The 24,440-nt window shown below is 59.8% G+C and carries 26 protein-coding genes; 11 read left to right on the plus strand and 15 right to left on the minus strand.

Going from position 1 to position 24,440, the window contains the following annotated elements; translation table 11 throughout:
* The first annotated feature begins 92 nt into the window (after window positions 1-92).
* Window positions 93-1,211 carry a serine hydrolase domain-containing protein gene (locus tag ACXHRN_RS25900; protein WP_488639132.1) on the plus strand — a complete coding sequence of 373 codons (1,119 nt, stop codon included), beginning with the start codon at window positions 93-95 and terminating at the stop codon, window positions 1,209-1,211.
* A gap of 182 nt (window positions 1,212-1,393) precedes the next feature.
* Here the strand turns inward: ACXHRN_RS25900 and dxr are convergent, their stop codons facing one another.
* Window positions 1,394-2,572 carry a 1-deoxy-D-xylulose-5-phosphate reductoisomerase gene (gene dxr / locus ACXHRN_RS25905; protein ID WP_488639133.1) on the minus strand — a complete coding sequence of 393 codons (1,179 nt, stop codon included), beginning with the start codon at window positions 2,570-2,572 and terminating at the stop codon, window positions 1,394-1,396.
* A 109-nt stretch (window positions 2,573-2,681) separates the two neighbouring features.
* Between dxr and ACXHRN_RS25910 the strand changes: the two genes are divergently transcribed.
* On the plus strand, window positions 2,682-3,275 hold the full coding sequence (locus tag ACXHRN_RS25910) for a hypothetical protein (protein WP_488639134.1): 594 nt from the start codon (window positions 2,682-2,684) through the stop codon (window positions 3,273-3,275).
* Window positions 3,276-3,278: 3 nt separating this feature from the next.
* On the opposite strand, the gene aguB is transcribed toward ACXHRN_RS25910, so the two are convergent.
* The 6 genes from aguB to ACXHRN_RS25940 form a co-directional block, all read right to left on the minus strand.
* Window positions 3,279-4,145 carry an N-carbamoylputrescine amidase gene (aguB, locus tag ACXHRN_RS25915; RefSeq protein WP_488639135.1) on the minus strand — a complete coding sequence of 289 codons (867 nt, stop codon included), beginning with the start codon at window positions 4,143-4,145 and terminating at the stop codon, window positions 3,279-3,281.
* 102 nt (window positions 4,146-4,247) lie between these two features.
* Window positions 4,248-5,315: an acyltransferase family protein gene (locus ACXHRN_RS25920; protein ID WP_488639136.1), complete on the minus strand. Its 1,068-nt coding sequence runs from the start codon at window positions 5,313-5,315 to the stop codon at window positions 4,248-4,250.
* On the minus strand, window positions 5,312-5,653 hold the full coding sequence (locus tag ACXHRN_RS25925) for a hypothetical protein (RefSeq protein ID WP_488639137.1): 342 nt from the start codon (window positions 5,651-5,653) through the stop codon (window positions 5,312-5,314). Before ACXHRN_RS25925 ends, ACXHRN_RS25920 begins: the two co-directional genes overlap by 4 nt.
* 193 nt (window positions 5,654-5,846) lie before the next feature.
* Complete coding sequence (locus ACXHRN_RS25930) at window positions 5,847-6,884, minus strand: glycosyltransferase family protein (protein ID WP_488639138.1); 1,038 nt, start codon at window positions 6,882-6,884, stop codon at window positions 5,847-5,849.
* Entirely contained in the window at window positions 6,884-8,272 is a 1,389-nt protein-coding gene (locus ACXHRN_RS25935; protein WP_488639139.1) for an oligosaccharide flippase family protein, read from the minus strand. The genes ACXHRN_RS25930 and ACXHRN_RS25935 overlap by 1 nt, the downstream gene beginning before the upstream one ends.
* A gap of 2 nt (window positions 8,273-8,274) precedes the next feature.
* Complete coding sequence (locus tag ACXHRN_RS25940; protein ID WP_488639140.1) at window positions 8,275-8,478, minus strand: hypothetical protein; 204 nt, start codon at window positions 8,476-8,478, stop codon at window positions 8,275-8,277.
* 466 nt (window positions 8,479-8,944) lie between these two features.
* On the opposite strand from ACXHRN_RS25940, the gene ACXHRN_RS25945 reads away from it, so the two are divergent.
* Window positions 8,945-11,236 (plus strand): polysaccharide biosynthesis tyrosine autokinase, encoded by a 2,292-nt coding sequence (locus tag ACXHRN_RS25945; protein WP_488639141.1) that lies wholly within the window; start codon window positions 8,945-8,947, stop codon window positions 11,234-11,236.
* Between the two features lie 69 nt (window positions 11,237-11,305).
* On the opposite strand, the gene ACXHRN_RS25950 is transcribed toward ACXHRN_RS25945, so the two are convergent.
* Window positions 11,306-12,313 (minus strand): glycosyltransferase family 4 protein, encoded by a 1,008-nt coding sequence (locus ACXHRN_RS25950; protein ID WP_488639142.1) that lies wholly within the window; start codon window positions 12,311-12,313, stop codon window positions 11,306-11,308.
* A 164-nt stretch (window positions 12,314-12,477) separates the two neighbouring features.
* Between ACXHRN_RS25950 and ACXHRN_RS25955 the strand changes: the two genes are divergently transcribed.
* Window positions 12,478-12,792 (plus strand): hypothetical protein, encoded by a 315-nt coding sequence (locus ACXHRN_RS25955; protein ID WP_488639143.1) that lies wholly within the window; start codon window positions 12,478-12,480, stop codon window positions 12,790-12,792.
* Between the two features lie 128 nt (window positions 12,793-12,920).
* Here ACXHRN_RS25955 and ACXHRN_RS25960 read toward each other — a convergent pair whose 3' ends face one another.
* Window positions 12,921-13,397: an Lrp/AsnC family transcriptional regulator gene (locus tag ACXHRN_RS25960; RefSeq protein ID WP_488639144.1), complete on the minus strand. Its 477-nt coding sequence runs from the start codon at window positions 13,395-13,397 to the stop codon at window positions 12,921-12,923.
* Window positions 13,398-13,522: 125 nt separating this feature from the next.
* Between ACXHRN_RS25960 and ACXHRN_RS25965 the strand changes: the two genes are divergently transcribed.
* Window positions 13,523-14,278, plus strand: coding sequence for a tryptophan 2,3-dioxygenase family protein (locus ACXHRN_RS25965; RefSeq protein WP_488639145.1), 756 nt, complete (start codon window positions 13,523-13,525; stop codon window positions 14,276-14,278).
* On the opposite strand, the gene ACXHRN_RS25970 is transcribed toward ACXHRN_RS25965, so the two are convergent.
* From ACXHRN_RS25970 to ACXHRN_RS25990, 5 genes are read right to left on the minus strand one after another with little or no spacing between them, the layout of a single operon-like run.
* On the minus strand, window positions 14,279-15,565 hold the full coding sequence (locus ACXHRN_RS25970; protein ID WP_488639146.1) for an NAD(P)/FAD-dependent oxidoreductase: 1,287 nt from the start codon (window positions 15,563-15,565) through the stop codon (window positions 14,279-14,281).
* Complete coding sequence (locus ACXHRN_RS25975) at window positions 15,562-16,542, minus strand: branched-chain amino acid ABC transporter permease (protein WP_488639147.1); 981 nt, start codon at window positions 16,540-16,542, stop codon at window positions 15,562-15,564. The genes ACXHRN_RS25970 and ACXHRN_RS25975 overlap by 4 nt, the downstream gene beginning before the upstream one ends.
* Window positions 16,539-17,447, minus strand: a complete 909-nt coding sequence (locus ACXHRN_RS25980) for a branched-chain amino acid ABC transporter permease (RefSeq protein ID WP_488639148.1) — start codon at window positions 17,445-17,447, stop codon at window positions 16,539-16,541. The genes ACXHRN_RS25975 and ACXHRN_RS25980 overlap by 4 nt, the downstream gene beginning before the upstream one ends.
* Entirely contained in the window at window positions 17,444-18,190 is a 747-nt protein-coding gene (locus tag ACXHRN_RS25985) for an ABC transporter ATP-binding protein (RefSeq protein ID WP_488639149.1), read from the minus strand. Before ACXHRN_RS25985 ends, ACXHRN_RS25980 begins: the two co-directional genes overlap by 4 nt.
* A complete protein-coding gene (locus tag ACXHRN_RS25990) occupies window positions 18,187-18,987 on the minus strand; it encodes an ABC transporter ATP-binding protein (RefSeq protein ID WP_488639150.1) in 801 nt (266 codons plus the stop codon). Before ACXHRN_RS25990 ends, ACXHRN_RS25985 begins: the two co-directional genes overlap by 4 nt.
* Window positions 18,988-19,117: 130 nt before the next feature.
* On the opposite strand from ACXHRN_RS25990, the gene ACXHRN_RS25995 reads away from it, so the two are divergent.
* The 6 genes from ACXHRN_RS25995 to ACXHRN_RS26020 all read left to right on the plus strand — a co-directional run bounded on the left by ACXHRN_RS25995 (window position 19,118) and on the right by ACXHRN_RS26020 (window position 23,501).
* Window positions 19,118-19,855 carry a GntR family transcriptional regulator gene (locus ACXHRN_RS25995; RefSeq protein WP_488642033.1) on the plus strand — a complete coding sequence of 246 codons (738 nt, stop codon included), beginning with the start codon at window positions 19,118-19,120 and terminating at the stop codon, window positions 19,853-19,855.
* Window positions 19,852-20,340: a DUF3830 family protein gene (locus ACXHRN_RS26000; RefSeq protein ID WP_488639151.1), complete on the plus strand. Its 489-nt coding sequence runs from the start codon at window positions 19,852-19,854 to the stop codon at window positions 20,338-20,340. The genes ACXHRN_RS25995 and ACXHRN_RS26000 overlap by 4 nt, the downstream gene beginning before the upstream one ends.
* A 1-nt stretch (window position 20,341) precedes the next feature.
* Window positions 20,342-20,692, plus strand: a complete 351-nt coding sequence (locus ACXHRN_RS26005) for a TIGR04076 family protein (protein ID WP_488639152.1) — start codon at window positions 20,342-20,344, stop codon at window positions 20,690-20,692.
* 5 nt (window positions 20,693-20,697) lie between these two features.
* Entirely contained in the window at window positions 20,698-21,750 is a 1,053-nt protein-coding gene (locus tag ACXHRN_RS26010) for an aldo/keto reductase (protein ID WP_488639153.1), read from the plus strand.
* Window positions 21,747-22,175 carry a hypothetical protein gene (locus ACXHRN_RS26015; RefSeq protein ID WP_488639154.1) on the plus strand — a complete coding sequence of 143 codons (429 nt, stop codon included), beginning with the start codon at window positions 21,747-21,749 and terminating at the stop codon, window positions 22,173-22,175. Before ACXHRN_RS26010 ends, ACXHRN_RS26015 begins: the two co-directional genes overlap by 4 nt.
* A gap of 66 nt (window positions 22,176-22,241) precedes the next feature.
* The gene (locus ACXHRN_RS26020; protein WP_488639155.1) at window positions 22,242-23,501 is read left to right on the plus strand and encodes an ABC transporter substrate-binding protein; all 1,260 of its coding nucleotides are present in this window, start codon (window positions 22,242-22,244) and stop codon (window positions 23,499-23,501) included.
* 60 nt (window positions 23,502-23,561) lie between these two features.
* Here the strand turns inward: ACXHRN_RS26020 and ACXHRN_RS26025 are convergent, their stop codons facing one another.
* Complete coding sequence (locus tag ACXHRN_RS26025; RefSeq protein WP_488639156.1) at window positions 23,562-24,398, minus strand: oxidoreductase; 837 nt, start codon at window positions 24,396-24,398, stop codon at window positions 23,562-23,564.
* Window positions 24,399-24,440 lie beyond the last annotated feature (42 nt).

Here is a 24,440-nt window from a genome sequence, read left to right on the forward strand (position 1 = left end):
CTGACTTGGGCGTCTTTCGACTTGAAATTGGAATGCGGATCATCGACATATGATCCGCATTTTTTAATTTATGGATTTTTCGGGGGGAGTGAATGGGTATTGAGGAACGGGTCAACCGCGTTGTTGACGAGACCCTGAAAAGCGGCAAGATCACCGGCACCGTGGTGTTCGTCTACCAGGATGGCAACCCGATTGTACGGCGCGCGGCGGGGTTTGCAGATCGCGAAGTCGGCAAGCCGGTGGCTTTCGACACGATCTTTCGCCTGGCATCGGTGACCAAGCCGATTGTCGCTGCCACCGCGTTGGCAATGGTCGAGAAAGGCCTGATCGGCCTGGATGACAAGGTGGCCGATCACCTCCCCTGGTTCCGCCCGAAGACGTCGGACGGCAAGGTGCCCGACATTACGCTGCATCATCTGCTCACCCACACATCGGGTCTTGCCTATGATCCGGCGCTCGAACTTCTGCCGAAGATGCAGCGGATCACGGCGGGCCTTTCCAATACCGATCTCGACTACGAGTCCAACTTCGGCCGTCACAATGCCCTGCCGCTGGCCTTCGAGCCCGGCACGCAATGGCTCTATTCATTTGCGACCGACATTCTAGGCGCCGTGGTGGCCAAGACGCATGGCGGCACGCTGGAGGATGCGGTCGTCGCCTATGTCGCGGGACCGCTCGGTATGCACGACACGCGCTTCCATGTCGCCGATCCAGACCGGCTGGCGACGGCCTACGGCGACACGGAAGACCTTCCGATCAGGATGCCGGATCCATGGGTGGCCGGTGCGCCGTTCGACTGGGCGCTGGCTTTTTCGCCAAGCCGGATTTTCAATCCGAAGGCGTTCCAGTCCGGCGGCGCAGGTGCGGCCGGAACGGCCGAGGATTTCCTGACCTTCCTTGAGGCAATGCGGCTGGGCGGCAAGGGCATTCTCAAGCCCGAGACAGTCAAGGCAGCCTTCTCCAACCAGATCGGCACCGTGGACCAGGATGTCGGCATGAAATTCGGCTATTTCGGCGGCATCGTCGACAATCCGGCACTGGCGGTGACGCCGCAATCCAAGGGGACATTGCGCTGGGGCGGGGTTTACGGCCATAACTGGTGCGTGGACCCCGAAAAGGGGCTGACCGTGATGAGTTTCACCAACAATGCCCTCGAGGGCTGCCTGGGCGACTATCCCAACCGCATCGTCAACGCGGTCTATGGGGTTTAGTCCTGCCAATATCCAAGACCGCTCCCAAACCCTTCCCACAAGGGGGAGGGCTTAATCCGCTGCGCGTCCATCTGTAAAGATGAGTGTCCCAAATGCTGGACGGTCGCTTGATGGAGGAAGGGGTGCCACATCTTAAGCCCTCCCCCTTGTGGGGAGGTTTTGGGAGGGGTCTTTCTTAGATGCTAAGCCGCAGCTACGCTTTGTTCAATCGCCGAGCCTGCCAGTCGTCGAGCCTCGGCATCGACGGCAAAGACGTCATCCATAGACGACGCCTGCGGTACCGACAGCATCGCGTCCATCACACCTTCGGTGACGTCGGCCATCTGCAGGAAACCCGAGCGGCCCTCGATAAAGGCGTCGAGCGCGACTTCCTTTGCGGCGTTGAGCACAGCACCCTGCAATCCGCCGCGCGTCATGGCCAGCCGTGCCAGGCGCAGGGCCGGGAAGCGGGCCTCATCCGGCGCCTCGAAATCGAGCCGCGACAGTTTTGCGAAATCAAGCCGTTCGACCGAAAGCGTCGGCCGGCGCGGATAGGTCAGCGCGTAACCGATCGCCGTGCGCATATCCGGACAGCCGAGCTGGGCGAGAACCGAACCATCCTTGTAGCCGACCATCGAATGGATGACGGATTGCGGATGGACGATGACCTCGATCTGTTCGGGCGCCACATTGAAGAGATGCTTGGCCTCGATCATCTCCAGCGCTTTGTTGAACATCGAAGCGGAATCGATCGAGATCTTCAGGCCCATGGACCAGTTGGGGTGGGCGCGCGCGGTGGCGGCGGTGACATTGGCCATCTGCTCGCGGCTCCAGGTGCGGAACGGACCGCCGGATGCGGTCAGCACGATGCGCTCGAGTGCATGCCGCTGGTTTTCCTCCAGCACCTGGAAGATGGCGTTGTGCTCACTGTCGACCGGGATCAACCGGCCGCCGCCGAGTTCCACGGCTTTGAGGAACAGATCGCCCGCGGACACCAGGCATTCCTTGTTGGCAAGCGCGATATCGGCGCCGCGCTTGGCGGCCGCCAATGTGGGCGCGAGGCCCGCCGTGCCGACGATGGCCGCCATCACCCAGTCCGATTGCATTTCGGCGGCTTCGATCAGGCCGCTACGCCCGGCAGCCACTGCAATGCCGGTATCGGCCAGTGCCTCCTTGAGATCGAGATAGCGGCTGTCATCCGCCGTCACCACAAGGCGGGCGCCGGAGACACGCGCCTGGGCGGCGAGCAGTGCAATATTGCCGTTGCCGGTCAGTGCTGCGACCTCGATGCGATGGTCGCCGCGCAGCTGGCTCAGGACGTCGAGCGTACTGCAGCCGATCGAGCCCGTCGAGCCGAGAATGGTAATCGTCTGCGCACTCATGCTGGTCGGCCCGTTACATATCCGTGTTCATTCTCTATAGAAGCTTGCAGGGAGCGGCAAGGCGCGGTAGCCGAATTCCAGTATCGCGCCACGCATTCGAACGAGTATCATGGACACTTATCTCGCCTTCATCGCTGCCGCCGGCCTGCTGCTGATCCTGCCAGGTCCGACCAATGCGCTGCTGATGACGGCAGGTGCCGGCCACAAGCTGCGCCGGGCATTGCCGCTGATTGCGGCCGAACTGGTGGCCTATGCGCTGGCGATTGCACCGCTACTGATCTTTCATGAAGCACTGGGTGCCTGGCGTGCAGTCGGTGGGTTGGTGCTGAAATCGATCGCTATCGCCATCATCCTGGTGATCGCCTATCGGCTGTGGCGGGCAAGGCCGGCCGGTTCGGGCGCGGCCCGGCTGGTGACGATGCCTGACATATTCTGGATGACGTTGTTCAATCCCAAAGCACTGATCTTTGCGTTTGCGATCTTTCCACCGGTGCTCGGCGCAACGGACGTTCTGGTGAAAGCAGTATTGTTCGTGATCCTGGCCGTGGTTGCCGGCATTGCCTGGATCTTTGCCGGTGCGATGCTGTCGGCCGGCAGCGTCGGCTCGAACGGGATAGGCAAAGCCGCAGCGGTGATTCTCTGCGGCTTTGCCATTTATCTCGGGACGTCGGTTGTGGCCGACGCCAGCGCGGTTTTCAGCTGAGGCTCAGCCACTTAGCGACATCAGCGGCGCGTAAAGCTCCGGCCGCCGGTCGCGGAACAGACCCCAGGCGCGACGCTGTTTCTCTATAGCGTCAAGATCGAAGGTTGCCGTCAGCACGGTTTCCGTGGCGCGATCCGCTTCAGCAATCTTTTCGCCCGTCTGACTGGCAATAAAGGACGAGCCATAGAAGGTGATTTCCGTGCCATCGCGGCCCGGCTCGGTGCCGATGCGGTTGGACGCAATGACCGGCATTAAGTTGGCGCCCGCGTGGCCCTGCATCACCCGCTGCCAATGGGCTGATGAATCGATGGTAGCATCCTGTGGCTCCGAGCCGATAGCGGTGGGATAAAACAGAATCTCGGCGCCCTGCAGCGCCATGGCGCGGGCGGCTTCGGGAAACCACTGGTCCCAGCAGACGCCGACGCCGATCGTCGCGTGGCGGGTTTTCCAGACCTTGAAGCCCGTGTCGCCGGGCGAGAAGTAGAATTTCTCGGTGTAGCCTGGACCATCGGGGATGTGGCTCTTGCGGTAATTGCCGAGCACCTCGCCGTCGGCGTCAATGATGGCGATCGAGTTGAAATAGGTCTTGCCCGATTTCTCGAAATAGCTGATCGGCAGCACGACATTCAGTTCTGCGGCCAGCTTAGAGAATCGCTCGACAATCGGGTTGCCGTCGAGTGGCTGGGCGAGATCGAAGAAATCGGCGATCTGGTCCTGGCAGAAATAGGGTGTCGCAAACAACTCCTGGATCAGCACGATCTGCGCACCATCGCTCGCGGCCTGCCGGATCAACCGTTCGGCCTTGGCGAGATTGTCCTCGATGGTCCAGCTGCAGGACATCTGCGTGGCGGCGACGGTGACATTGCGCATTCTGCTTTCCTTATTTCCCTGGCGGCACTCTATTGAGAGCAGGCCTGGGAAATCAAGGCCGAGCAGAAATATTGCGGATCCAGTAGGTCAGCGCCTAATGCCTTACACCGTGGACGGCTTTCTCTGACCGAACCACGCGCTCAGCAGATTGCGAAACAGGTTCATCAACCGCTTCTCAAACAGCAGGTGATAGATCACACCGACCGCTACACCGACCACGAAGATGATCACAGCTGCAACGCCGATCGGCAGCAGGTCGAAATGGATCCTCGACAGCGCATTGGTCATGAATGACAGCGCCACCGGATGGATCAGGTAGATCGAGTAGGAAGCGGCACCCAAGAGTAGTGCGAATTTCGGCACGGGGATCGGTTTCATGCGATCGATTTCCACGGCTGCGAGCACGAAGACCATCGCCGGGATGCCGAAGGCAATACGAGCGAAAAGATTGTTGTCCTGGATATGATGGGCGAACACCATGATCGCGATAAAGACCGTCGCACTGACAACCAGCATCACTCGGGGTATCGGAATCGAATAGCGACGCAGGAGCGCACCGGCTGCAATCCCCATAATGAATTCGAGATTGAATGGGCTGAGGAAGAAGGAAAGCGGGTAGTCCAGCGGACCGGCGAGATTCGCGGCAACAATCGCGGCCGCCCAGATCGGCAACACCAGCAGTGCGTTGCGTCCGAGATAGATGATGAGACCGAACAGCAGATAAAAGAAAATTTCGTGCGTCAGCGTCCATGCTACGCCAAGCACTGGCTGGCTGGTGTAGGGTGCCAGGAAAACGGACAGCACGATATTGACCGGATCGTGCTGGCTGGGAATGCCGGCGCGCGGGAAGATCAGGTAGAGCACGATCAGCGGAATCACGATGCCCCAATAGGGCGGATAGATCCTGAGGAAGCGCTTTGTGGCGTAGTTGCCGATGCGCTGGCGATTGCCGATATCACCCCAATGAACCCAGGCGATGATGAAGCCGCTAAGCACAAAGAAGAAATCGACGCCGACGTTGAAATTCCCCAGGTAGCCGCCGAGAAGCTCGGTGTTGAAGAACCGCGGCTGCGCCATCATGTTGCGGGTATGGAGAACGACCACGAGCAGCGCGGCAAATCCGCGGCCTGCCTCGAGAAGCTGGAACTTGTTCGATTTTTGCTGGCTCATTCCACTGCAGCCTTGAATCGTGCGGACACCTTCAGGCGTTCTCGCAATGCATCGATCACGCCTGTCTCATTGAAGACATGGTTCCTGCCATCATCAAAAGTCGCGATCAAAACCGCGTTCCTAAGACACAAGATCGGATGATCTTCCGGGGAGGGATTGGCACTTGCTGGCAAGATTTCGTCCAATGCGATTTCTGTTTGCGGTGCAGCATAGCGCTCTTGTGCGCCCGGGTCGACCCCATTTCCTTGGCTGTCTACCCTAGAGTCTGTCAGAGCTAAATAGAGGCAGTTCTGCCGGAGCAGGTTTGTGTCGGGGCAGAGGCGATTGGCGAAGGTCATACGCGCAGGTATGGTCGAGCCAGTCGCCTCTGATCCCGGCGGAAAGATGCCCGGCCCTTCGGGTTGGCTGAAACGGGCCGGCTGTTTGGCCGGCTAGCTTGGCCGTATGCTTTGGCTACGACGCGCGCCAGCCGGCCAAACATCCGACTCCGTTTGAGCCAACAGAACTGCCTCTATTTAGCTCTGACAGACTCTAAGCTTGCGCGGCGTTTGCCAATTCGATGACACGCATCGCCCGGTTCTTCCAGTTGTGAACCGCTGCCGTCGAGCCGGCATTGCGTTTGGCGATCGTGCCGTCGGCAAGGCCTTTCACCAGCGGCCCGATCTCGGTGGGATCGCGGGCGATGTGAATCTGTTTGCCAAAATCCTCGGCCTTGGGAATCGCGGTCGAGATCACTTCCATGCCGGAATTCAGGCAGTGATAATAGCGCAGCGGATCGATGTAATAGGTGAGCGGCGAGGATAGCATGTAGGGTGCCACGGTGACGGCGTAGTCTCCCAGGATGCGCGGCAGGTCGCTGTTCACATAGGCGCCACGATGGCGAATGTTGGCTTGCGTCCTGACAGCGTCGTCGACACGTTTCCTGATTTCCGGATTGTTGCCGGCGATCTGTCCATAGATCTCGAATGTCAGTTCCGGCGCAGCGCGGGCGGCCGACAGCAGGAAATCGAAATCCAGCCGTTCATCGATGCTGGCGAGAATCAGCACCTTGCTGAAATCCGGTTGTGGCCGGACGATTGCCGTGACCGTGGATGCATTGCCGAGATGCTGTGAGGTCGGAAACAGCTCCTTCAGCGTCGGTGCCGCATGAACGATCATGTCTGACCCGGAAAGCAGCGTCTGCAAGGCCTTCAGCGCCTTGTCCTTCGCTGGTCCGGTCTTGCCGTAGGTCAGCTCGTCATGCATGTCGAGAATCCAGAAGCCGCCACATATCAGCCGAAGGATGCGGCTGATACCCGGAAAAACCAGATTGGTGGAATTGAAGACGAGCAGCGGTGAAAGCGGGCGAAAGTTTCTGAACGCATGGAGGAGGAAGGCGAATATCGAAAACTCCAGGCGCGGATCCTTGCCGCTCATCGAAATGACCACCGGGCGCCGCTTCAGATAGATGTAGTAGACGTCATGGCCGAGCGCCTGCAGTTCCTTGGCCAGCGGCAGCCGGAAGTCCGTTTCGGGATCCCTGCATGTCAGCAACAGGACATGCCAGGGCTTGGTCGGTGTATTGGGCATCAGCGTCCCCGGATCTTGTCGAAGTAATAGCGGATGCGGCCGGGCGAAGGCGGCAGCGCCAGCGCCACGAAGGGCGCTGCGATAGCCCACCAGCCAAGATCGCGCCAGAACAGGCCGATCGCAATGCCAACCCACCAGACGGCAGCCGGCATGTAATTGGGGCTGCCGACCGCGCGCGCCGTGAAATAGTGGATGACGACGTAGCTCAGCAAGGCAGCGACTTCGCCGTAGCCATATCCCAGCATGCCGACTTTCGGCACCATGATCGCCGCCACGCCAGCAAACAGGCAGACATGAACGGCATGGAAAATCGCCACGCGAAAGTTGCGCTTCAGCAGCGACAGCACCGAGGAATGCATGTTGAACAGCGCATTGGTGAAATAGCCGAGCGCGACATAGGGGTAGATATCCATCACCGGCGCCCAGCGCTCGCCGAAGAACCACGGCACCAGAACCGGGCCGAACCAGGCAAAGCCGACCATCGCCGCGCCGATCGCCAGGGCCTGGAGTTCCATCCCCTCGCGCACGGCAATTCTCAGCTTGGCGAGATCATCCTGGAAGCGGGCAAGAATCGCCACTGACAGCCGCCAGACGATGGTCTTGATGACGCTGATCATATCGAGGAGGCCCGCCGTCATCCCGACCAGACCGACCGCTTGGGCGCCCAATGCGGGGCCGACAATCATCGGATTGACCAGCATGCGCAGCTGCCAGACCCAGTTTGAAAACGAGTAGCTCGCGGCATAGACGAAGATCGCCTTGGCAATGCCGCCGTCGAAATCGAATTTGGGATAGGTTTTCACCAGAGCGAAGGTCGCGATGCAGGTCACAGCCTGCTGGACCACCAGTGCGATTGCCAGCGAGACAGGCCCGACCTGCATCCAGACCAATGGCGCGCCAACGAGATAGAAGAAAACCTGGCCGGTGATTTCCAGAAATGCGATAGCCCGAAAATTCAGCGCGCGCTCAAGCCTTACCGTTGCCGGCACGCAAATCAGCTGGAAGGGCAGCGCGAAGACGATAACCGCTGCGACCTGCGAAAAGCCTTCAACGCTGATCCAGCTTGCAAGCGAGCCTCTTCCGAACTCCAGCGCCGCCATCAGCACGACGGTCATGCAGGCCAGCATCGTATAGGCTGTGCCATAGGCCTTGTCGGCAACGTCACCCTCCTGCCGCAACAGGTAGACGCCGACGCCCGCCTGGCCGAGCATCAGGATATACTGGTAGACGCTGAAGGCGGACACGTAGGTCCCATAGCCCGAAGGCCCAAGCAGGCGGGTGATGACAAGGACGCCGAAGGCCTTGAGCGCAATCGAGACGACCTGCCGGCCAACGAGATAGGCGCCACCCTTGAGCGCGGTCTGGCGGAGGGTTTCAGTCGATGCCATGGTCAATCATGCACGCCGTTGGAAGATGATGTCGATGATTTTTCAGCTTGGCGCAGAAAGTTCATTGCTCGGTGGCCCCAGTTCGGTTCAATTTTTCTCAATCGTCTTGAAGATCCACCCGGGTCCAGCATGCCGCACACAAGGCGAAAGCCGTTTATCTCGGCGGATATCGACCGGGCAACACAATTCAGGCTTTGTTCACTCATGCGCTATACCATTGAAAAACCGCGAGCCTTCTAGGCCGATACCACAATAGCGGAGATGTATTGCCGCGATCTCCAGGTTGGACGTGGCGACGGTATATGATTTTTTTTGCTATGCAACATTTTTCAGGATCTACCAGTTCAGCGCTACCCCGTCACATGTCCTATTTGACGGAAAGTAGATTTGACGAGAAAGAAAACGTCGATAATTCAGTGGCTTTCGGGGTTTTGCAGAGTTGGTGGACGCTGGTGGCGACGGTTTACAGGTGCTTTCACGAGAGCTTCGCATGGTGCAATCCGGGACATCGAAACGCCTTCGCCAACCTGCGCGCTCTTGCGCTGCAGCGAAAAGTGACTAGTATCCGGCACTGCTCGTGTTCAACTCGGCACACCACTACGCGTGTGATTGGCCAATCTTTCCGAGCTGCCGGCTCAGTACGGACGGGATAAACTGGAGAGACGTTATTTCATGAAGTATTCTCTCGAGATGAACGACAGAAATCAGGACTACAGGCTGTTGGATTCATTTCATGAAAATGAAAACGTCATCGATTTTGACAAGGTATTCGCCATTATCCGGCGGCAATGGAGAGTGGTGGCGCTAGCTGTCGCTTTCTTTGCTGTGCTCGGGGTCATTTACAAGTTCACGGCGACACCGATATATTCCGCGTCGACAAGCATTCTTATCGACAAGAATAATAATCAGATAGGCGACAAGATATTTGCGCTCGAAGGTGTATTGGATGACGAGTCCTCCATACTCAGCCAAGTTGAATTGCTGAAGTCGCAGAAGATCGCCCGCAATGTCAGCCAGGCACTGGATCTGAAGAACAATGAAGTCTTCATGGAGCCCAGGCTTTACCCCCTCCAGGCGATGATGAAGTCGCTGGTTTCCGTCATCAACTTCCCGGCGTGGTTCAGAAGCGAGACGGTGGAGAGCGACGAAGCAATCCAGCAAGACATCGTCGATGGTCTCATCAAGGGTGTGAATGTTGAGCGCGTAGGCAAGAGCTACGTGCTCGAACTGTCGTTTGCTTCGCCTGATCCCGGCTTGGCGGCGTCAATCACGCATGCATATGCGGATGCTTACATGACCGACCAGCTCGACGCCAAGTACGAGGCGACGCGCAGCGCCGGCGAGTGGTTGCAGAAGCGCATTGCCGAACTCCGGCAGAAGTCACTGGAAACCGACCTTGCAGTGCAGAAATTCAAGGCCGTCAATGGTCTGATCACCAGCGACGGCCGGCTTGTCAGTGATCAGCAGCTTACGGAGATCAACAGTCAGCTGATTATCGCGCGTTCGGAATCGGCAAGTGCCGAGGCCAAGGCCAACCGGATCAAGAGCATCATCAGTTCTCGCGACATGCAGGGTGCTGTGACGGAATCGCTCGACAGCTCGATCATTGCCGATCTTCGCACGAAGTATCTCGAGGCGTCCCGCAAGGAGGCCGACATTTCGAGCCGGCTTGGCCGCACGCATGTGCAGGCTGTTCGCCTCCGAAACGAGATGGCGGAATACCAGCGCCTGATGTTCGACGAACTCTCACGCATCGCCCAAGGCTACCAGAGCAACCTGGATGTGGCTCTTGCTCGCGAAAACAGCCTGAAGTCGCAGGTCGCCCAAGCAACCAGCACGAGCGCGAGCGCCAATGACGCCCAGGTTCAACTGCGCGAACTGACACGCGAATCCCAGACTTACAGGAAGCTTTACGAGACGTTCCTGCAGCGTTACCAGGAGTCGGTGCAGCAGCAGTCATTCCCGGTCAACGAAGCTCGCGTCATTTCGGAAGCGACGACGCCTGACCGCCCCAGCTCACCCAAGCTAAGTATGGCCCTCGCCGTTTCGATTTTTCTCGGCTTGATGGTAGGCTCCGGTGTCGGCGCGTTCCGTGAATTCCGCGATCGCTTCGTGCGTACCATCGACCAGATCCGCGAACATTTCGAGCTTGAGCCTCTGGGCATGGTGCCGCTCACCCAGCCGACCGAGATGATCAAGCATAGGGATTCTGTCAGCGTTGCTGCAAGCAGCCGGGTCGTCAGCAAGGCAAGTCCGATCTCGAACTATGTCATCGATCACCCGCTGTCGTCATTCTCCGAGACGATGCGCAGTTCGAAGATTGCAATCGACGTGTTCGTCGGGCAGAAAAAGCCGAAAACGGTCGGCATCGTATCCGTGCTGCCCGGCGAAGGAAAATCCACCATCTCGATCAACTTCGCCGAACTGCTTGCCAGCCAGGGTTCGCGGGTGCTGCTGATCGACGCCGACCTGCGCAATCCGGGTGCCACCCGCCAGATCGCACGTCATGCAGAGCGCGGCATTCTGGAAGCGTTGCAGGACGGCGTTCCGGTGCGCGATATCATCATGATCAATCCGGACACCAAGCTGGCTTTCCTGCCAGCCGTGATCAAGCGCCGCATTCCCTACTCGTCCGAGCTCCTGGCATCCGAGGCTATGGACCGGTTGGTGCGGGACGTTTCCGACGCCTTCGACTACATCATCTTCGACCTTCCGCCCCTGGCGCCCGTCGTTGATGCGCGTGCGATGAGCAGCAAGCTCGACACCTATCTCTTCGTGGTGGAGTGGGGCAAGACGGCGCGCAACGTCATCAAGAAGACGCTGATTGCCAATTCCTCCGTGGCGGCGAAATGCGCCGGCGCCATCCTGAACAAGGTCGATACCGAGCGGATGAAATTCTACCAGACCTATGGGTCGTCAGAGTTCTATTATTCGCGCTACTCGTCCTATTATCGCAACGACTAGGCTCGGCCTGCTGTGCCGAACTCGCATGATCATAAAAAAGGCGGCCGTTGGCCGCCTTTCTTTTTGCCCCTATTTCGCGGTGGCCTTGTAGAGGTCATGTAGCATCGGCAGAACAGCGACATCGCTATAGTGGTCCTTGACGCGCTGACGTCCGGCGTCCGCCAGGCGGAGCCGCAGCTGTCGATCCCTGAGAAGCGAGGCCATGGCATTTGCCAGCGCAGCCTTGTCGCCCGGTTCGAGCAAAACACCATCGACACCATCGGTGATCAATTCCGGAATGCCACCGACCTTGGTGGTAATGACAGCGAGGTTAGCGGCCATGGCTTCGAGAACGCTCATTGGCAGGCCTTCATTATAGGACGGCAGGATATAGATGCTGCTGGACTTCAAAAGCTCTTCCTTGGTATCGCCACCGACCCAGCCTGCAAGCACGGCGCGGCCATGGAGATTGAGTTCCTTGATCAGTTTTTCTGCCACTTCGACCTGGCCGTTGCCGCCGATGATCAGGCGGGCGTCGGGAAAATCATCGGCAATCCGGGCAAAGGCGGGAATCATGTCGAACACGCCCTTGCGTTCGCCGATCAGGCCGAGAAACAGGATGTCGTGCTCTGCCCGTGCAGCAGGATCGCTTGCCGGGGGAACGGTCACATAGTTCGGCACGACGATAATCTTTGCGGCCGGTGCTATGGAGCCAACGAATTGGCGCCAGCTCTCCGACAGTACGACGACGCTGCTGGCGCGCTCGAGATGCCGGCGGATGAGCCTCTGCAGGAAGGGCCGCTGGCTCTGGTAAAACGGCTTCATTTCAGAGCCATGCAGATGCAGGATTACGGGGATGCCAAAGAGCCTGGCGAGAGACGCAAACAGTCCCTTGCGCCAGAAGCTGCCGCGCATCGCAGCATGGGCATGTACGAGTTCTACCCTTTTCGTGGTGAGCAGATAGAGATAGACGCACAGCGCCTTGGCGAGGACAAGCTGGCGCGTAAGCACATTGCCATCGACATAGGACGTGACAAGCCGCACGTTTTCGCGATCCAGGAAGCCATCCCGCTGATAGGCTTCCACGACGCTGCGCATTCCGCCTCGCGCCGCACACCAGACCATAATTTTCATCCATCGCCCTTTCGGTTGATGCGCGAGATTTTCGCTGCATTGCACAATTTCTGACTTTAGCTGCAACGCAGTCGGGAAGACAATAGCTTTCCCATCTTGATTTATGGAACCGCAGTCCGGATAGTGGATTGGATAATCTCTCCTCTTTTCTATTTGGAATGATCATGAAGGAGCGCACAGCTTCGACCCGCGGCAGCCAGACTATCGAGAACCTTCTTCTGGCATGTCTGGCTTTCGTGTTGTCCGTGGGCCTCAGTATCGGCGCCAACTGGTTTTTCTATAATGATTATGCCCAGCAACGGGCTTATCGTGAAGCGCAGGAAGCGAAGTTGCGGGCCACTTGCGCCGATCTCTTGACGAAGCGCCGCAAGGATCCCGGTAACATCTATATTGCGCGTGATCTGACAAAATGCGGCATGCGTCGCTCGAGCACCGAAAAGTAACGGATGGTCGACCTAGAGCGCGTCGCGATCCTTCGGATTCGCTTACAGCGCTTCAGCTCTTTGTTTTGACGCATGTTTTCGGCGCAAAACCGCTGCACACTTTTGTGCAACATGCTCTTGCCTCGCCGCTACGATCGAAACCTCTGTGCGGCGGCGAGCGAGATATCCGTCTTGATCGCCCTGGTGGACATCGACGTGACCGTTCGCCTGACGCCCGGCAGGCGGCTGATGCCCTCGCGCAGCAGGTCGTCGAGCGCAACCATGTCGGTGGCGATGATGTGCAGGAGATAGTCGGCCTCGCCGGTCGTGGCATGACAGCGACGGATCAATGGATGCCTCAGAACTGCGGCTTCGAAGGCGTGCGATTGCTCATTGTCGATCGACACCTGCACGAACGCTTCGAGGCTGAAGCCCAGCCTCGCGGGATCGAGCCGCGCGCCATAGCCGCGAATGATGCCGGCCTCCTCAAGCGCCTTGACGCGTTTCCAGCACGGCGTCTTGCTGAGCGCCACCTGCTCTGCCAATTCCGCAAATGAGAGCCGGGCATCGGCCTCCAGAAGCGCGACGATCTTCAGATCGATCGCATCCAGATTCGATTGTTCCATAAATTTCGTCCATCCGAATGCATCGTTCTCCCATACCCTTACATCGCACAACAAATAAGAACAATATCTGTGCGCCGAAGCGTAAACTTCCCTCGGGAACGAAAAACGACTGGAGCGACATCGACATGAACAAACAAGACTATTACGCCCGCATCGAAGCGCCGCAGATGCTCGATTACGGCGTCTATCTCAATGTCGACAGGCTGCTCGACTGTCAGAAGCCGTTGGCTGACATGGCCAACTCAGACGAGTTGCAATTCCAGATCGTCCACCAGGTTGAAGAGCTCTGGATGAAGCTGATCGCCTATACGCTGGTTGATGTCATCGATTACATCGAAAAGCAGAATGCCCATCGCATCGTCACGCTGATGGGCCGCGTCCATCGGCTGATGCGGATGATGACCGAGCAACTCGATGTGCTCGAAACCATGTCGCCCAAGGAATATCAGGAAATCCGCTTGCAGCTTGGCAATGGCAGCGGCCAGGAATCGCCCGGTTTCAAGTTTCTGCTGCGCATGCCGATGGATCTGTGGGAAGCCTTCAAGACCCATTACCTCGATGGTCGCGGCCAGACCGTCCGTGATATCTACGATACCAAATACGATCATGGCGACAGCTATGTCGTCGCCGAGGCGCTGATCGAGTTCGACGAACTGTTCCAGAAATTCCGCGCCATGCACCTTTACCTTATTCACCGCTCGATTGGCTTGGGCTCGAAGTCGCTGAAGGGCCGACCAGTCGAATTGCTGGCCGCCGGCGGACGGCATCGCTTCTTCCCGGAATTGTGGGATGTCCGTTGCGACATGACCGACGACTGGGGCAGCGAATATGGCAAGGTGCGCGACTCGATCAGCCATCCGAAAGAGGCCGCCGGCTCCTGATCAGACCGATCCGACCTCGTCGAGTCTGTCACGCAGCATGCTCCATGGCAGGAGCATGTTGGGCGCGTGTTTCACGAGACCGTGCAGCGGAATGGCTTTCGGCGGCGAGAACGGAATGGCCAGATCCCTGGCGTTCGCGCCACTGGCCCAATCGGCCAGCACCTTGCCCATGGCCGTCGTCAATGCAATCCCGCGACCATTACAGGCGAAACCTGCGATCAGCCCGGGGCCGAGATCGACGAGATGCGGCAGGAAATCCGGCTCCACAGCCGCCATCCCCGACCAGGCATAGGCGATCGGCGGAATATCTTGGAGTTCCAGCATATAGGCCAAGCGTTGACGGATGGCACGGGGCACCCGTTCTTCGGCTCCCGGGCTGAAAATGTGCATGCCCCCCGAGATCAGCCGGTTTGCAGCGTCAAAACGGAAGGTGAAAAGATTTCGCCGGGTATCGGAGACACATTGATTGCCCGGCAGCAGGTGCGAACGAACCGATTGCGGTAGGGGCTCGGTAGCGATCTGGAAAACCCTGAGCGGAAAATAGGTCCTGGCAAGCGTCGGGTCGAGTGCACCGCCATAAGCATTGGTGGCGATGAAGACCTTGCCGGCACGCACTGAACCCAGTGGCGTCTTCAGCCGGTATCCATTCTTCTCTCGGGCAATCGCGGTTACGGGGCTGCGTTCAAAGATTTGAGCCCCGGCTGCTTCAGCCGCATCGGCCAGACCACGCGCATACTCCACCGGATTGAGAAGCCCGCCGGAACGATCCGTCCAGCCGCCAGCGTAGCCCTTGGCCCCGGTCGTCTTCTCTATCTCGCTGGCGTCGAGAACCACGGCAGATCGATCCCGCCTGGCCCATTGATCAGCCCGGGACTTCACCTTGTCGAAGGCGGCCTCCGAATGCGCCGGCTGGATCCAGCCACTTTGCTCCGCATCACACTCCATGCCGTGGCGCTTGATGAGATCGAACACGAGGTCGCCGCTTCCGCTGGCGAAGTCGATCAGGCGCTCGCCGCGCTCGGCACCGAGATAGGCCGTGATGTGATCCGGGTCCATCTTGGCAAAGTTCGGCACGACAAAACCGGCATTCCGGCCAGTCGCGCCCCAGGCGATGATCTCGGCCTCGAGCACGACAACCGAGAGGCCTCGTTCCGCCGCATGCAAGGCAGCCGACAGGCCGGAAAAGCCGCCGCCGATAACGGCGAGATCGGCCACCACTTCTGTTTCCAGCCTTGGGCGGTCCCGGCGATTGCGGCCCACAGCATGCCAGAGCGAGATGTCGGTCATTTCGCTGGACCGGCTGCATCCGCGGCTTGCTTCCTGAGCCCGAAGCGGCGGCGTTCCGTCATGTTGCCAAACAATCCATTCGGTCGCACCAGCAGGATGACGCAGAGCATGACGCCGATGGCGACGATCTGCAGCGCGGCGGCACGCGCCTGTTGCTCGGGCGGAACGAAGGTGCTGACAAAGGTGCCCGATCCAGCCCAGATTGCCCAGACGAGGATAGCGCCGATCACAGCACCCTTGTTGCTTCCCGATCCGCCGACGATCAGCATCACCCAGACCTGGAATGTCAGCATCGGCAGGTAATTTTCCGGCGCGATGAAGCCGATGAAATGTGCCTGCACGGCGCCCGCCAGACCCATCAAGGCACCGCCGACCGCAAAGGCCTGGACGCGATAGAAACGCGCGCTCTTGCCGAGCGAGATCGCGGCACGTTCGTCTTCACGCAGCGCCTTCAGCACCCGACCCCACGGGCTTCTCGTCAGATGCTGGAGCGCGAGATAGGTCACCAGCGTCACGACGGCGACGATTGCCACGTTGGAGAGATTGAACAACAGCGGGGTTTCGGCAAGACTGGCAAACGGCCGGGGAATGAAGCCGATGCCGAACGCGCCGCCAGTCAGCCCTTGCGCATTCAGCGCCACGAGTTGCACGACGACGGCAACGCCGAATGTCGTGATCGCCAGATAATCCGATTTCAGCCTGAGCGTCGCAAAACCGGTGACGGCAGCCGCGAGGCCAGCCACCAGCATCGCGCCCAGCCAGCCGATAACGATCGGCATGTCAAAGCCACCGAAGCGGGCGATATCGTCCGGCGTGGTCAGCAACGCCGATGTGTAGGCGCCGATCGCCACGAAACCGGCGACACCGACGTTGAAGAGGCCGGTCAGGCCCCATTGCAGGTTCAGACCAAGGGTAATGAGCGCGAAAATCAGCGCTGTGGTCAGGAAGAACGCGCCATATCCAAGAAGATCGATCATCTCTCGCGCACTCCGAATATGCCGATAGGTCGGACGAACAAAACCGCCATGAGGATGACGAAGGAGATCGCGGCGCGCCATTCCGCGCCGACGAGTTGCACGGCGCCGGCTTCGGCGACGCCGATGATCAGCCCGCCCAGCACCGCGCCCGGCACACTGCCGATCCCGCCAAGGATCGCCGCCGCAAACATCGGCAGCAGCATGTCAAAGCCCATCAGCGGCCGGATCTGCACGAGAATGCCGATCATAGCGCCCGCCACGCAGGCGAGTGCGCCGCCCAACACCCAGGTAACGCGAATGACCCTGTTAACGTCGATACCGACAACACGGGCGAGCGCCGCATTCTGGCTTACGGCCTGCATGGAGCGTCCGGTCTGCGTGCGCGTCATAAGGAGATGCGTACCGGCAACCAATGCGGCGGTGACGAGCAACAGTGCGATCTGGTCAGGCGTGATGCGGATGCCGAAACCGACCGGCATCGCCATCTGGATCGCCTTGGAGAAATAGGCCGGCCGCGATGTGAAGATGAATTCCAGCAGGCTCCTGAGTGCCATCGAGGCGCCGAAACTGGCCATCACGACGATGATCGACTGGCCCTTCGAACGTAGCCGAGAAAACAACACGAGATCAAGCGTCAGCGCCAGGACGCCTGTCAGGGCACAGCCGAGAATGACGGCAACGATCAGCGGCCAGCCGAAGGACAGCGCGCCGATCGGTGCAAATTTACCGAACATCGCGCCAATGGCGCTGACCACGGCCAGCGTTGCATAGGTGCCCCAGGCCATGAAGTCGCCATGCGCGAAATTCGAAAAGCGGAGGATCGAATAGGTCAGCGTGACGCCAATCGCACCAAGGCCGATCATCGAGCCGGTGAGCAATCCGTCGACGATGAATTGCAGGTTCATGCTGTGCCTCCTGCATTCTTATGGGCACGCTGGCCGAGATAGAGCTCGGCGACGACAGGATCGTTCCAGAGTTCGGAAGCAACACCCTCATGCGCATCCTTGCCTTCGACCAACACATAGGCGCGGTCGCCGATCTTCAGGGCTGCCTTGGCGTTCTGCTCGACCAGCAGGATGGTGACGCCGGAATTGCGGATATCGCTGAGCATCGAAAACACCATCGAGACGAATTTGGGCGACAGGCCTGCCGAAGGCTCGTCAAGCACCAGAAGTTTCGGCTCGACGATCAGCGCACGCGCAACCGCCAGCATCTGCCGCTGGCCGCCGGAGAGATTACCAGCGCCTGTGCGGCGGAACGCCTTGAGATCGGGAAAGGTCACATACATCTTGTCGATGCGTTCGGCCGCTTCCCTGGGCTTGAGGATGCCGCCCGCGGTCTTGAGGTTGTCCTCGACGCTCATCAGCGGAAAGATGTTTTCCGTCTGCGGCACGAAGGCCAGGCCCATGCGCACCATCTGGTGAGCAGGCGTGGTGGTGATGTCCTTCCCCTCAAGCAGCACGGTGCCGCTCGACACAGGAACAAGGCCGGCGATTGCCTTGATAAGGCTGGATTTGCCGGCACCATTGGGGCCGAGCACCACGACGATCTCGCCGCGATTGACCGTGATGGACGCGCTACGCACGATCGGAACGCCGGGCTCATAGCCGGCGACGAGATCTCGAACCTGAAGGACCGCTTCGCTCATGCCGCACCTCCCAAATAGGCTTCGATGACCCTTGGATCACGCGCGACTTCCGCTGCGGTGCCCTCGCAGATCAACTGCCCGCTGGCCATCACCAGCACACGGTGGCAGAGCCGGGTGACCATATCGATATTGTGCTCGATGAGCAGGAAGGTGACGCCGCGGGCATTGATCTCGCGGATGCGGTCCATGATCACCTCGAGAAGCGTGGCATTGACGCCGGCGGCTGGCTCGTCGAGCAGGATGATCGCGGGGTCGGCCATCATGACGCGAGCGAGTTCCAGCAGCTTGCGCTGGCCGCCGGAAAGCACGCGGGCGGGCTCGTGGGCCAGCCGTGACAGAAGCACGAGGTCCAGCAGTTCCATCGCCTTTTCCTCGGCGATCCTCTCCTCGGCCGCGACGCGGAACGGTTTCAGGAAATTGGCGATCAAGCTTTCGCCCGTCTGGTTCTGGCCGGCGAGCATGACATTTTCGACCAGGCTGAGATTGGCGAGCGGCCGCGGGATCTGGAACGTGCGGCCAAGCCCACGGTTGATGCGCCGGTGCGGCACCTCGCCGGAAACGTCGACATCGTTCAATATGATCCTGCCGCTGCTCGGCGGGATGCTGCCGGCGAGAAGATCGAACATCGTCGTCTTGCCGGCGCCGTTAGGCCCGATCAGCCCGAGGATTTCGCCACGCCGCACTTCGAACGACACATCGTTGACGGCATAGAGCCCGCCGAAGCGGCGGACGATATTCCGCGCCGCGAGCACGGAGCCGCCGGGAGGTTGCGCCTCTCTCATTGAAACTGAACTCATCGTACCCTCTGGCCGAAACGGATCATCGCCGCCTCATGATTTTTTGTTGTGATCTGTGATCACACTTGCATTGATCACAATATTAAGCTTAAAATAATTCGCAAGCAAAAAATTTGGATGACCGATGTTGATGAAGCCCAGCCTGGAAAAAACCAATGACGTTGCGACAGTGCAGCTGGCGCCTGTGGGACGTGAGACCGTGCAGGATCGCGTCTACACCGAGCTACGGCGCGCACTGATCGGCGGCTTGTTCGAGCCCGGCCAGGTGTTGACTATTCGCGGTCTGGCCGATGCGCTGGCGACCAGCACCATGCCGGTGCGCGAAGCCGTGGGGCGGCTGATCACCGAAAAAGCATTGGAAGCCTTGCCCAATCGCTCCGTCCGCGTGCCGCCGATTACGCTTGAACGCATGGACGACCTGCTTCGCACCCGGATCCTCATCGAGGGCGAGGCGATCGCCCTTGCCGCCAGCCGCATGACGCCGCGCCAGATCGCCATCACTGAAGGCATGCTCGGCGAGTGGGACGAGATGCGCGCGCTGAAACAGAAAAAGGATGTCGACCGCGAGGTAACGCTCAACCAGAGCTTCCATTTCGAGATCTACCGCGCCTGTGGCTCGGCCGTGCTGATCCCGATGATCGAGAGCCTCTGGCTGCAATCCGGCCCCTGCATCCGCGTGGCAATCTATGCCTTCTCGGAGGCCGGCGAGGTCGACACCGCCCACTATCACCGCAGCATCGTCACGGCTCTCGCCGCCAAGGATCAGCAAGCAGCCCGCGAGGCGCTGGCCGCCGATATCAGCCGCCCCTTCGCCTTTCTCCGCACCAAGCTGCTGGCTGACGCCCAAGCACAGGAAAACAACGCATGAGCACATCAGCAATCCTCATCACCGAGCCGAGATCCGGCCTTTCCGTCACTGCCCCGCTGCTGCCAGCCAAGGCGCCGGACAATGCAGCCTTTTTCTGGGATTATCTCTCGGAGCCGCGCGTGGTCGGGGGCATCCATGCGATGTGGACCGGTCCGGAAATCTCCTGCCCGATCCCGTCGGCACATCTCGTCGGCGCTTCCTATGCCGTGGCGTTGCCGCCGGAAAACGCGACTCTCAATCCGCAGCCCGGCGATATCGTTCTCTCCTACGTGCCGCCGCGCATGTGGGGCGGCAATCCCGACCCGGTCTTCGATATCGGCCTTTATTATGGTGCCGGCGCGCGGCTGCTGTTCCCCATCGGCTGGCTGGCCGGCAGTGTCGTGGCGCAGGTGCGGCCTGAGGAACGCGAGCATTTCGCTACGGCCTGCGGCATCATTCGCCAGAACGGCGCATGCGAGGTGACCTTCTCGCGCACGGAGGTGTGAGATGAGCGACGACAGCTTCGAACTCTACGACCTGCGCGTCGAGGCGGTGATCCCCGAGGGCAAGCCGATCTATTGCGGGGCTAAGGAAGGCGATTACTTCGAGCTCAAGGGCGAGATGCTGTCGATGCCGGCCGGCCAGGGATTTTCGATCTATTCGATTTCCGCCGTATTGCCTCTTCTGGCAGCCAAGCAGCGGCCGACCCACAAGAACGACTGGATGACCTCGGATGCCGAGATCGCCTGCCCGGACCCTCATTGTGCCAGCCGGCTGCGGATCGTGCGGCTCGAGAAGCGCAAATTCAGCCACGCGGCCACGACGGCTGTGCCGCTGCCGGACGCCGAGAAAGAGTAAGTGACATGACCAAGACCTTCGAACTCAGCCCCGGATACACTATTTCCCGCGTCATTCGCGGCGGCTGGCAGCTGGCTGGCGGACATGGAGCGGTCGACCGCGACCAGGCGGTCACCGACCTCATCGCCGCCTTCGATGCCGGTATCACCACTTATGATTGCGCCGACATCTACGCAGGCGTCGAGGAACTGATCGGTGCCGCGCGTCTTCGGCTCGCCAGCGAACGCGGTCTCGATGTCGCCGCCAGCATGAAGGTGCACACCAAGCTGGTGCCCGACCTCGAAGTGCTGCCGCGCATCAGCCGAGACTATATCAGAGGCATCGTCGAGCAATCGCTGAAACGGCTGAAGACAGAGCGGCTCGATCTCGTCCAGTTCCATTGGTGGGACTACGCCCAGTCCGGCTATGTCGATGCGATGGGCTGGCTGAACGAGATGCGCATCGAAGGCAAGGTGCGCAATGTCGGCACCACCAATTTCGACACGCCGCGCGTCGCCGAAATCCTCAAGGCCGGCATTCCTTTGGTCAGCCAGCAGCTGCAATATTCGGTACTCGACCAGCGAGCCGCCAATCATCTGACAGCGCTTGCCGTGGAGAACAACGTCAAGTTCCTCTGCTATGGCTCGGTCGCCGGCGGCTTCCTCAGCGACAAGTGGCTTGGCCAGCCGGAACCCGATATGCCGCTCGAAAACCGTTCGCTGGTCAAATACAAGCTGATCATCGACGATTTCGGCGGTTGGGACCTGTTCCAGCAACTGCTCGGAACGTTGAAGAGCATCGGCGATCAATATGGTGTCGATGTCGCCACTATCGCCAGCGCCTGGGTTCTGACCCAGCCGCAGGTGGCCGCCGTCATCGTCGGCGCCCGCAACCAGGCGCATGCGATGGCCAATGCCGGCATCATGGACATCGCTTTGAGCGCGGCCGACCACGAAAAGATCAGGGCAATCATCGACCAGAGCACGGGCCCGCTCGGCGACGTCTATACGCTGGAACGCGATCGCAACGGCCGCCACGGCTCGATCATGCATTACAACCTGAATGCGGGGAAGCAATGAGCAATTCGCCCTCGCTGCTTGAACGCGCCACTGCCGAAATCGTCGGACTGCACGACTTCTTCGTCGCGTGGTACGACAAGGCGACTTCAGCGGATACCGATTTCGGTCGGTTCGAGCGCGCGATGGGCCAGGACATGCACATGATCCCACCGAGCGGCGCCATGCTCGATCGCACCGCCGTGGTCGACTACGTGCGCGCCAATCGCGGCAGCCATGCCGGCAATTTCAGCATCGAGATCATCGACATCACGCCGCTCTGGCAGCGCAATGACATGATCGCGGTCACCTATATCGAAAAGCAGCATCGCGATGGCGCACGAACCGCCCGTCGTGCAAGCGCGCTTTTCATCGAGAGTTCATCGGCGCCGTGCGGCGTCGAATGGCGCCATCTGCATGAAACCTGGATGCAGACGGTCGAGACCTGACAGGCCGGCGGATAACGTCCGCCTTCAAATCTGGGAATAAGTCACATCTAAAAAGAGGGAACCACGATGAAGAAGACACTCATTCAACTCACTGTAGCGCTGCTGCTTGCCGGCACCGCCGGTATCGCCAACGCCGCCGATTGCAAGATCACCGTCGGCCTGGTGATGGAACTGACCGGCCCGGCCGGCGAATACGGCCAGGCGGGCGCGAAATCCGTCGAAATGGCGTTCCGCGACATCAACGCCGCCGGCGGCGTGCGCGGTTGCGATCTCGCCACAGATACCCGCGACAGCCAGAGCCAGGGCAATGTCGCCGTCGACGCTGCCACGCAGCTCGTGCAAGTCAAGAAGGTGCCTGTCGTCATCGGCGGCATCATTTCGTCGGTGTCGATCCCGATCCTGACCTCGGTCACCGGTCCGGCCAAGATCGTCCAGGTTTCGCCCGCCTCGTCCTCGCCGACGCTGACCGCGCTCGGCCGCGACGGCAAGACCAACGGCATCTTCTTCCGCACCATCACGTCGGATGCGCTGCAGGGCGTTGCGGCTGCGAAATATGCCATCGACAAGGGCTTCAAGAAACTGTCGATCATCCATGTCAACAACGACTTCGGCGTCAACATGGTGGCCGAATTCTCACGCGCCTATAAGGCGCTCGGCGGCACGATCGTCTCCGACACGCCCTACAATGAGAAGCAGTCGAGCTATGCTTCTGAAGTCACTGCTGCCATGGGCGGCGAGCCGGATGGCCTCTATCTCATCAGCTATCCCGTCGATGGCGCAACCATTGCCCGCACATGGATCTCGCAGGGTGGCGTGCAGAAATTCCTGCTCAATGACGGCATGAACAGCCCCGACTTCATCGACTCGGTCGGCGCCGATTATCTGAAGGAAGCCTACGGCACGTCGTCCGGCACCAGCCCGACGGCCTCGACCGATTATTTCATGAAGAACTACAAGGAATTCTCCGGCATCGAGCCATCCAACCCGGCTGCCGACCGCTCCTATGATGCCGGCGCCATTGTCGGCCTGGCCATCGCGATTGCCGGCTCGGAAGATCCGGCCAAGATCAAGGATGCAATGTTCAAGGCAGTTGATCCGGCCGGCACGCCGATCTTTGCCGGCAAGGAAGAGTTCGCAAAGGCGCTCGGCCTGATCAAGGATGGCAAGCCGATCAAGTATGAAGGCGTGATCGGCCCGGTCAATTTTGACCAGTATGGCGACATCACCGGCCCATTCCGCCTCTGGAAGATCAAGGACGGCAAGGTCGAGACCGAAGGTGAAATGACCACCGACGATGTCGGCAAGCTGCAGGCGCAGATCAAGTAAGCGTCGAACTCACGATATTGGACGGCGGCGCATCCATGCATGTGCCGCCGTCCCCGTTGTTTAGCCTGCGGCCTCTTTCTCGAAATCGGTGCTGAGGGTGACGTCTTCCCAGCGGTCGATCTCCTCGATCATGGCATCGAGCTTGATGCGGGCGCGACGCAGCGCATCGGATCCCAACAGAAGGTGCAATGGCGGATTGTCGCTCTGCACAAGCTGCAGAATTGCATGGGCGGCGCGTTCCGGATCGCCTATCTGGCTGCCTGCCATGGCATCGAGTGCGGCATAGGCGCGACCGACGCTGTCGGCATAAGCGTCGGCCTGGGTTTCGCTTTTGCGGATCGAATGGGTCGATAGAAAATCCGTGCGGAATGCGCCCGGCGCGACAGCGGTAACCTTGATGCCCAGCGGTGCCACCTCCTGCGCGAGCGCCGCCGACATGCCTTCCAGCGCATATTTCGCCGCGGAATACATCCCCGATGCCGCACCGGGCGCCCGCCCTGCGATCGAAGTGACATTGATGATGTGGCCGCCTTTCTGCTTGCGGAGATAGGGCAGCGCCTCGCGGATGATACGGAATGGCGCGAACACGTCGACCTCGAACAGACGCGCAACCTCTTCGTCCGCCGCGCTTTCTATCGCGCCAAGCAGGCCGTAACCTGCATTGTTGACGATGACATCTATCTGGCCCACCTGTTCGAACGCCTGTCTTACAGCCGTCTGGATCGCCGCGGCGTCGGTCACGTCGGTGGTGACGACATGCAGCGAGCCCTTGCTGGCCGGCAGATCGGGATGTCCGCTGCGGACGGTACCTATGACGGTATCGCCCTGTGCCAAAGCCGCCTTAGCCAATGCGAGGCCGAGCCCGCGTGAAATGCCTGTAATAAACCAAGTCTTCATGTGGATATCTCCTGTGACGCCATGGAAATAGGACTTGTTATC

It is taken from the genome of Shinella sp. OV683, from assembly GCF_057787725.1.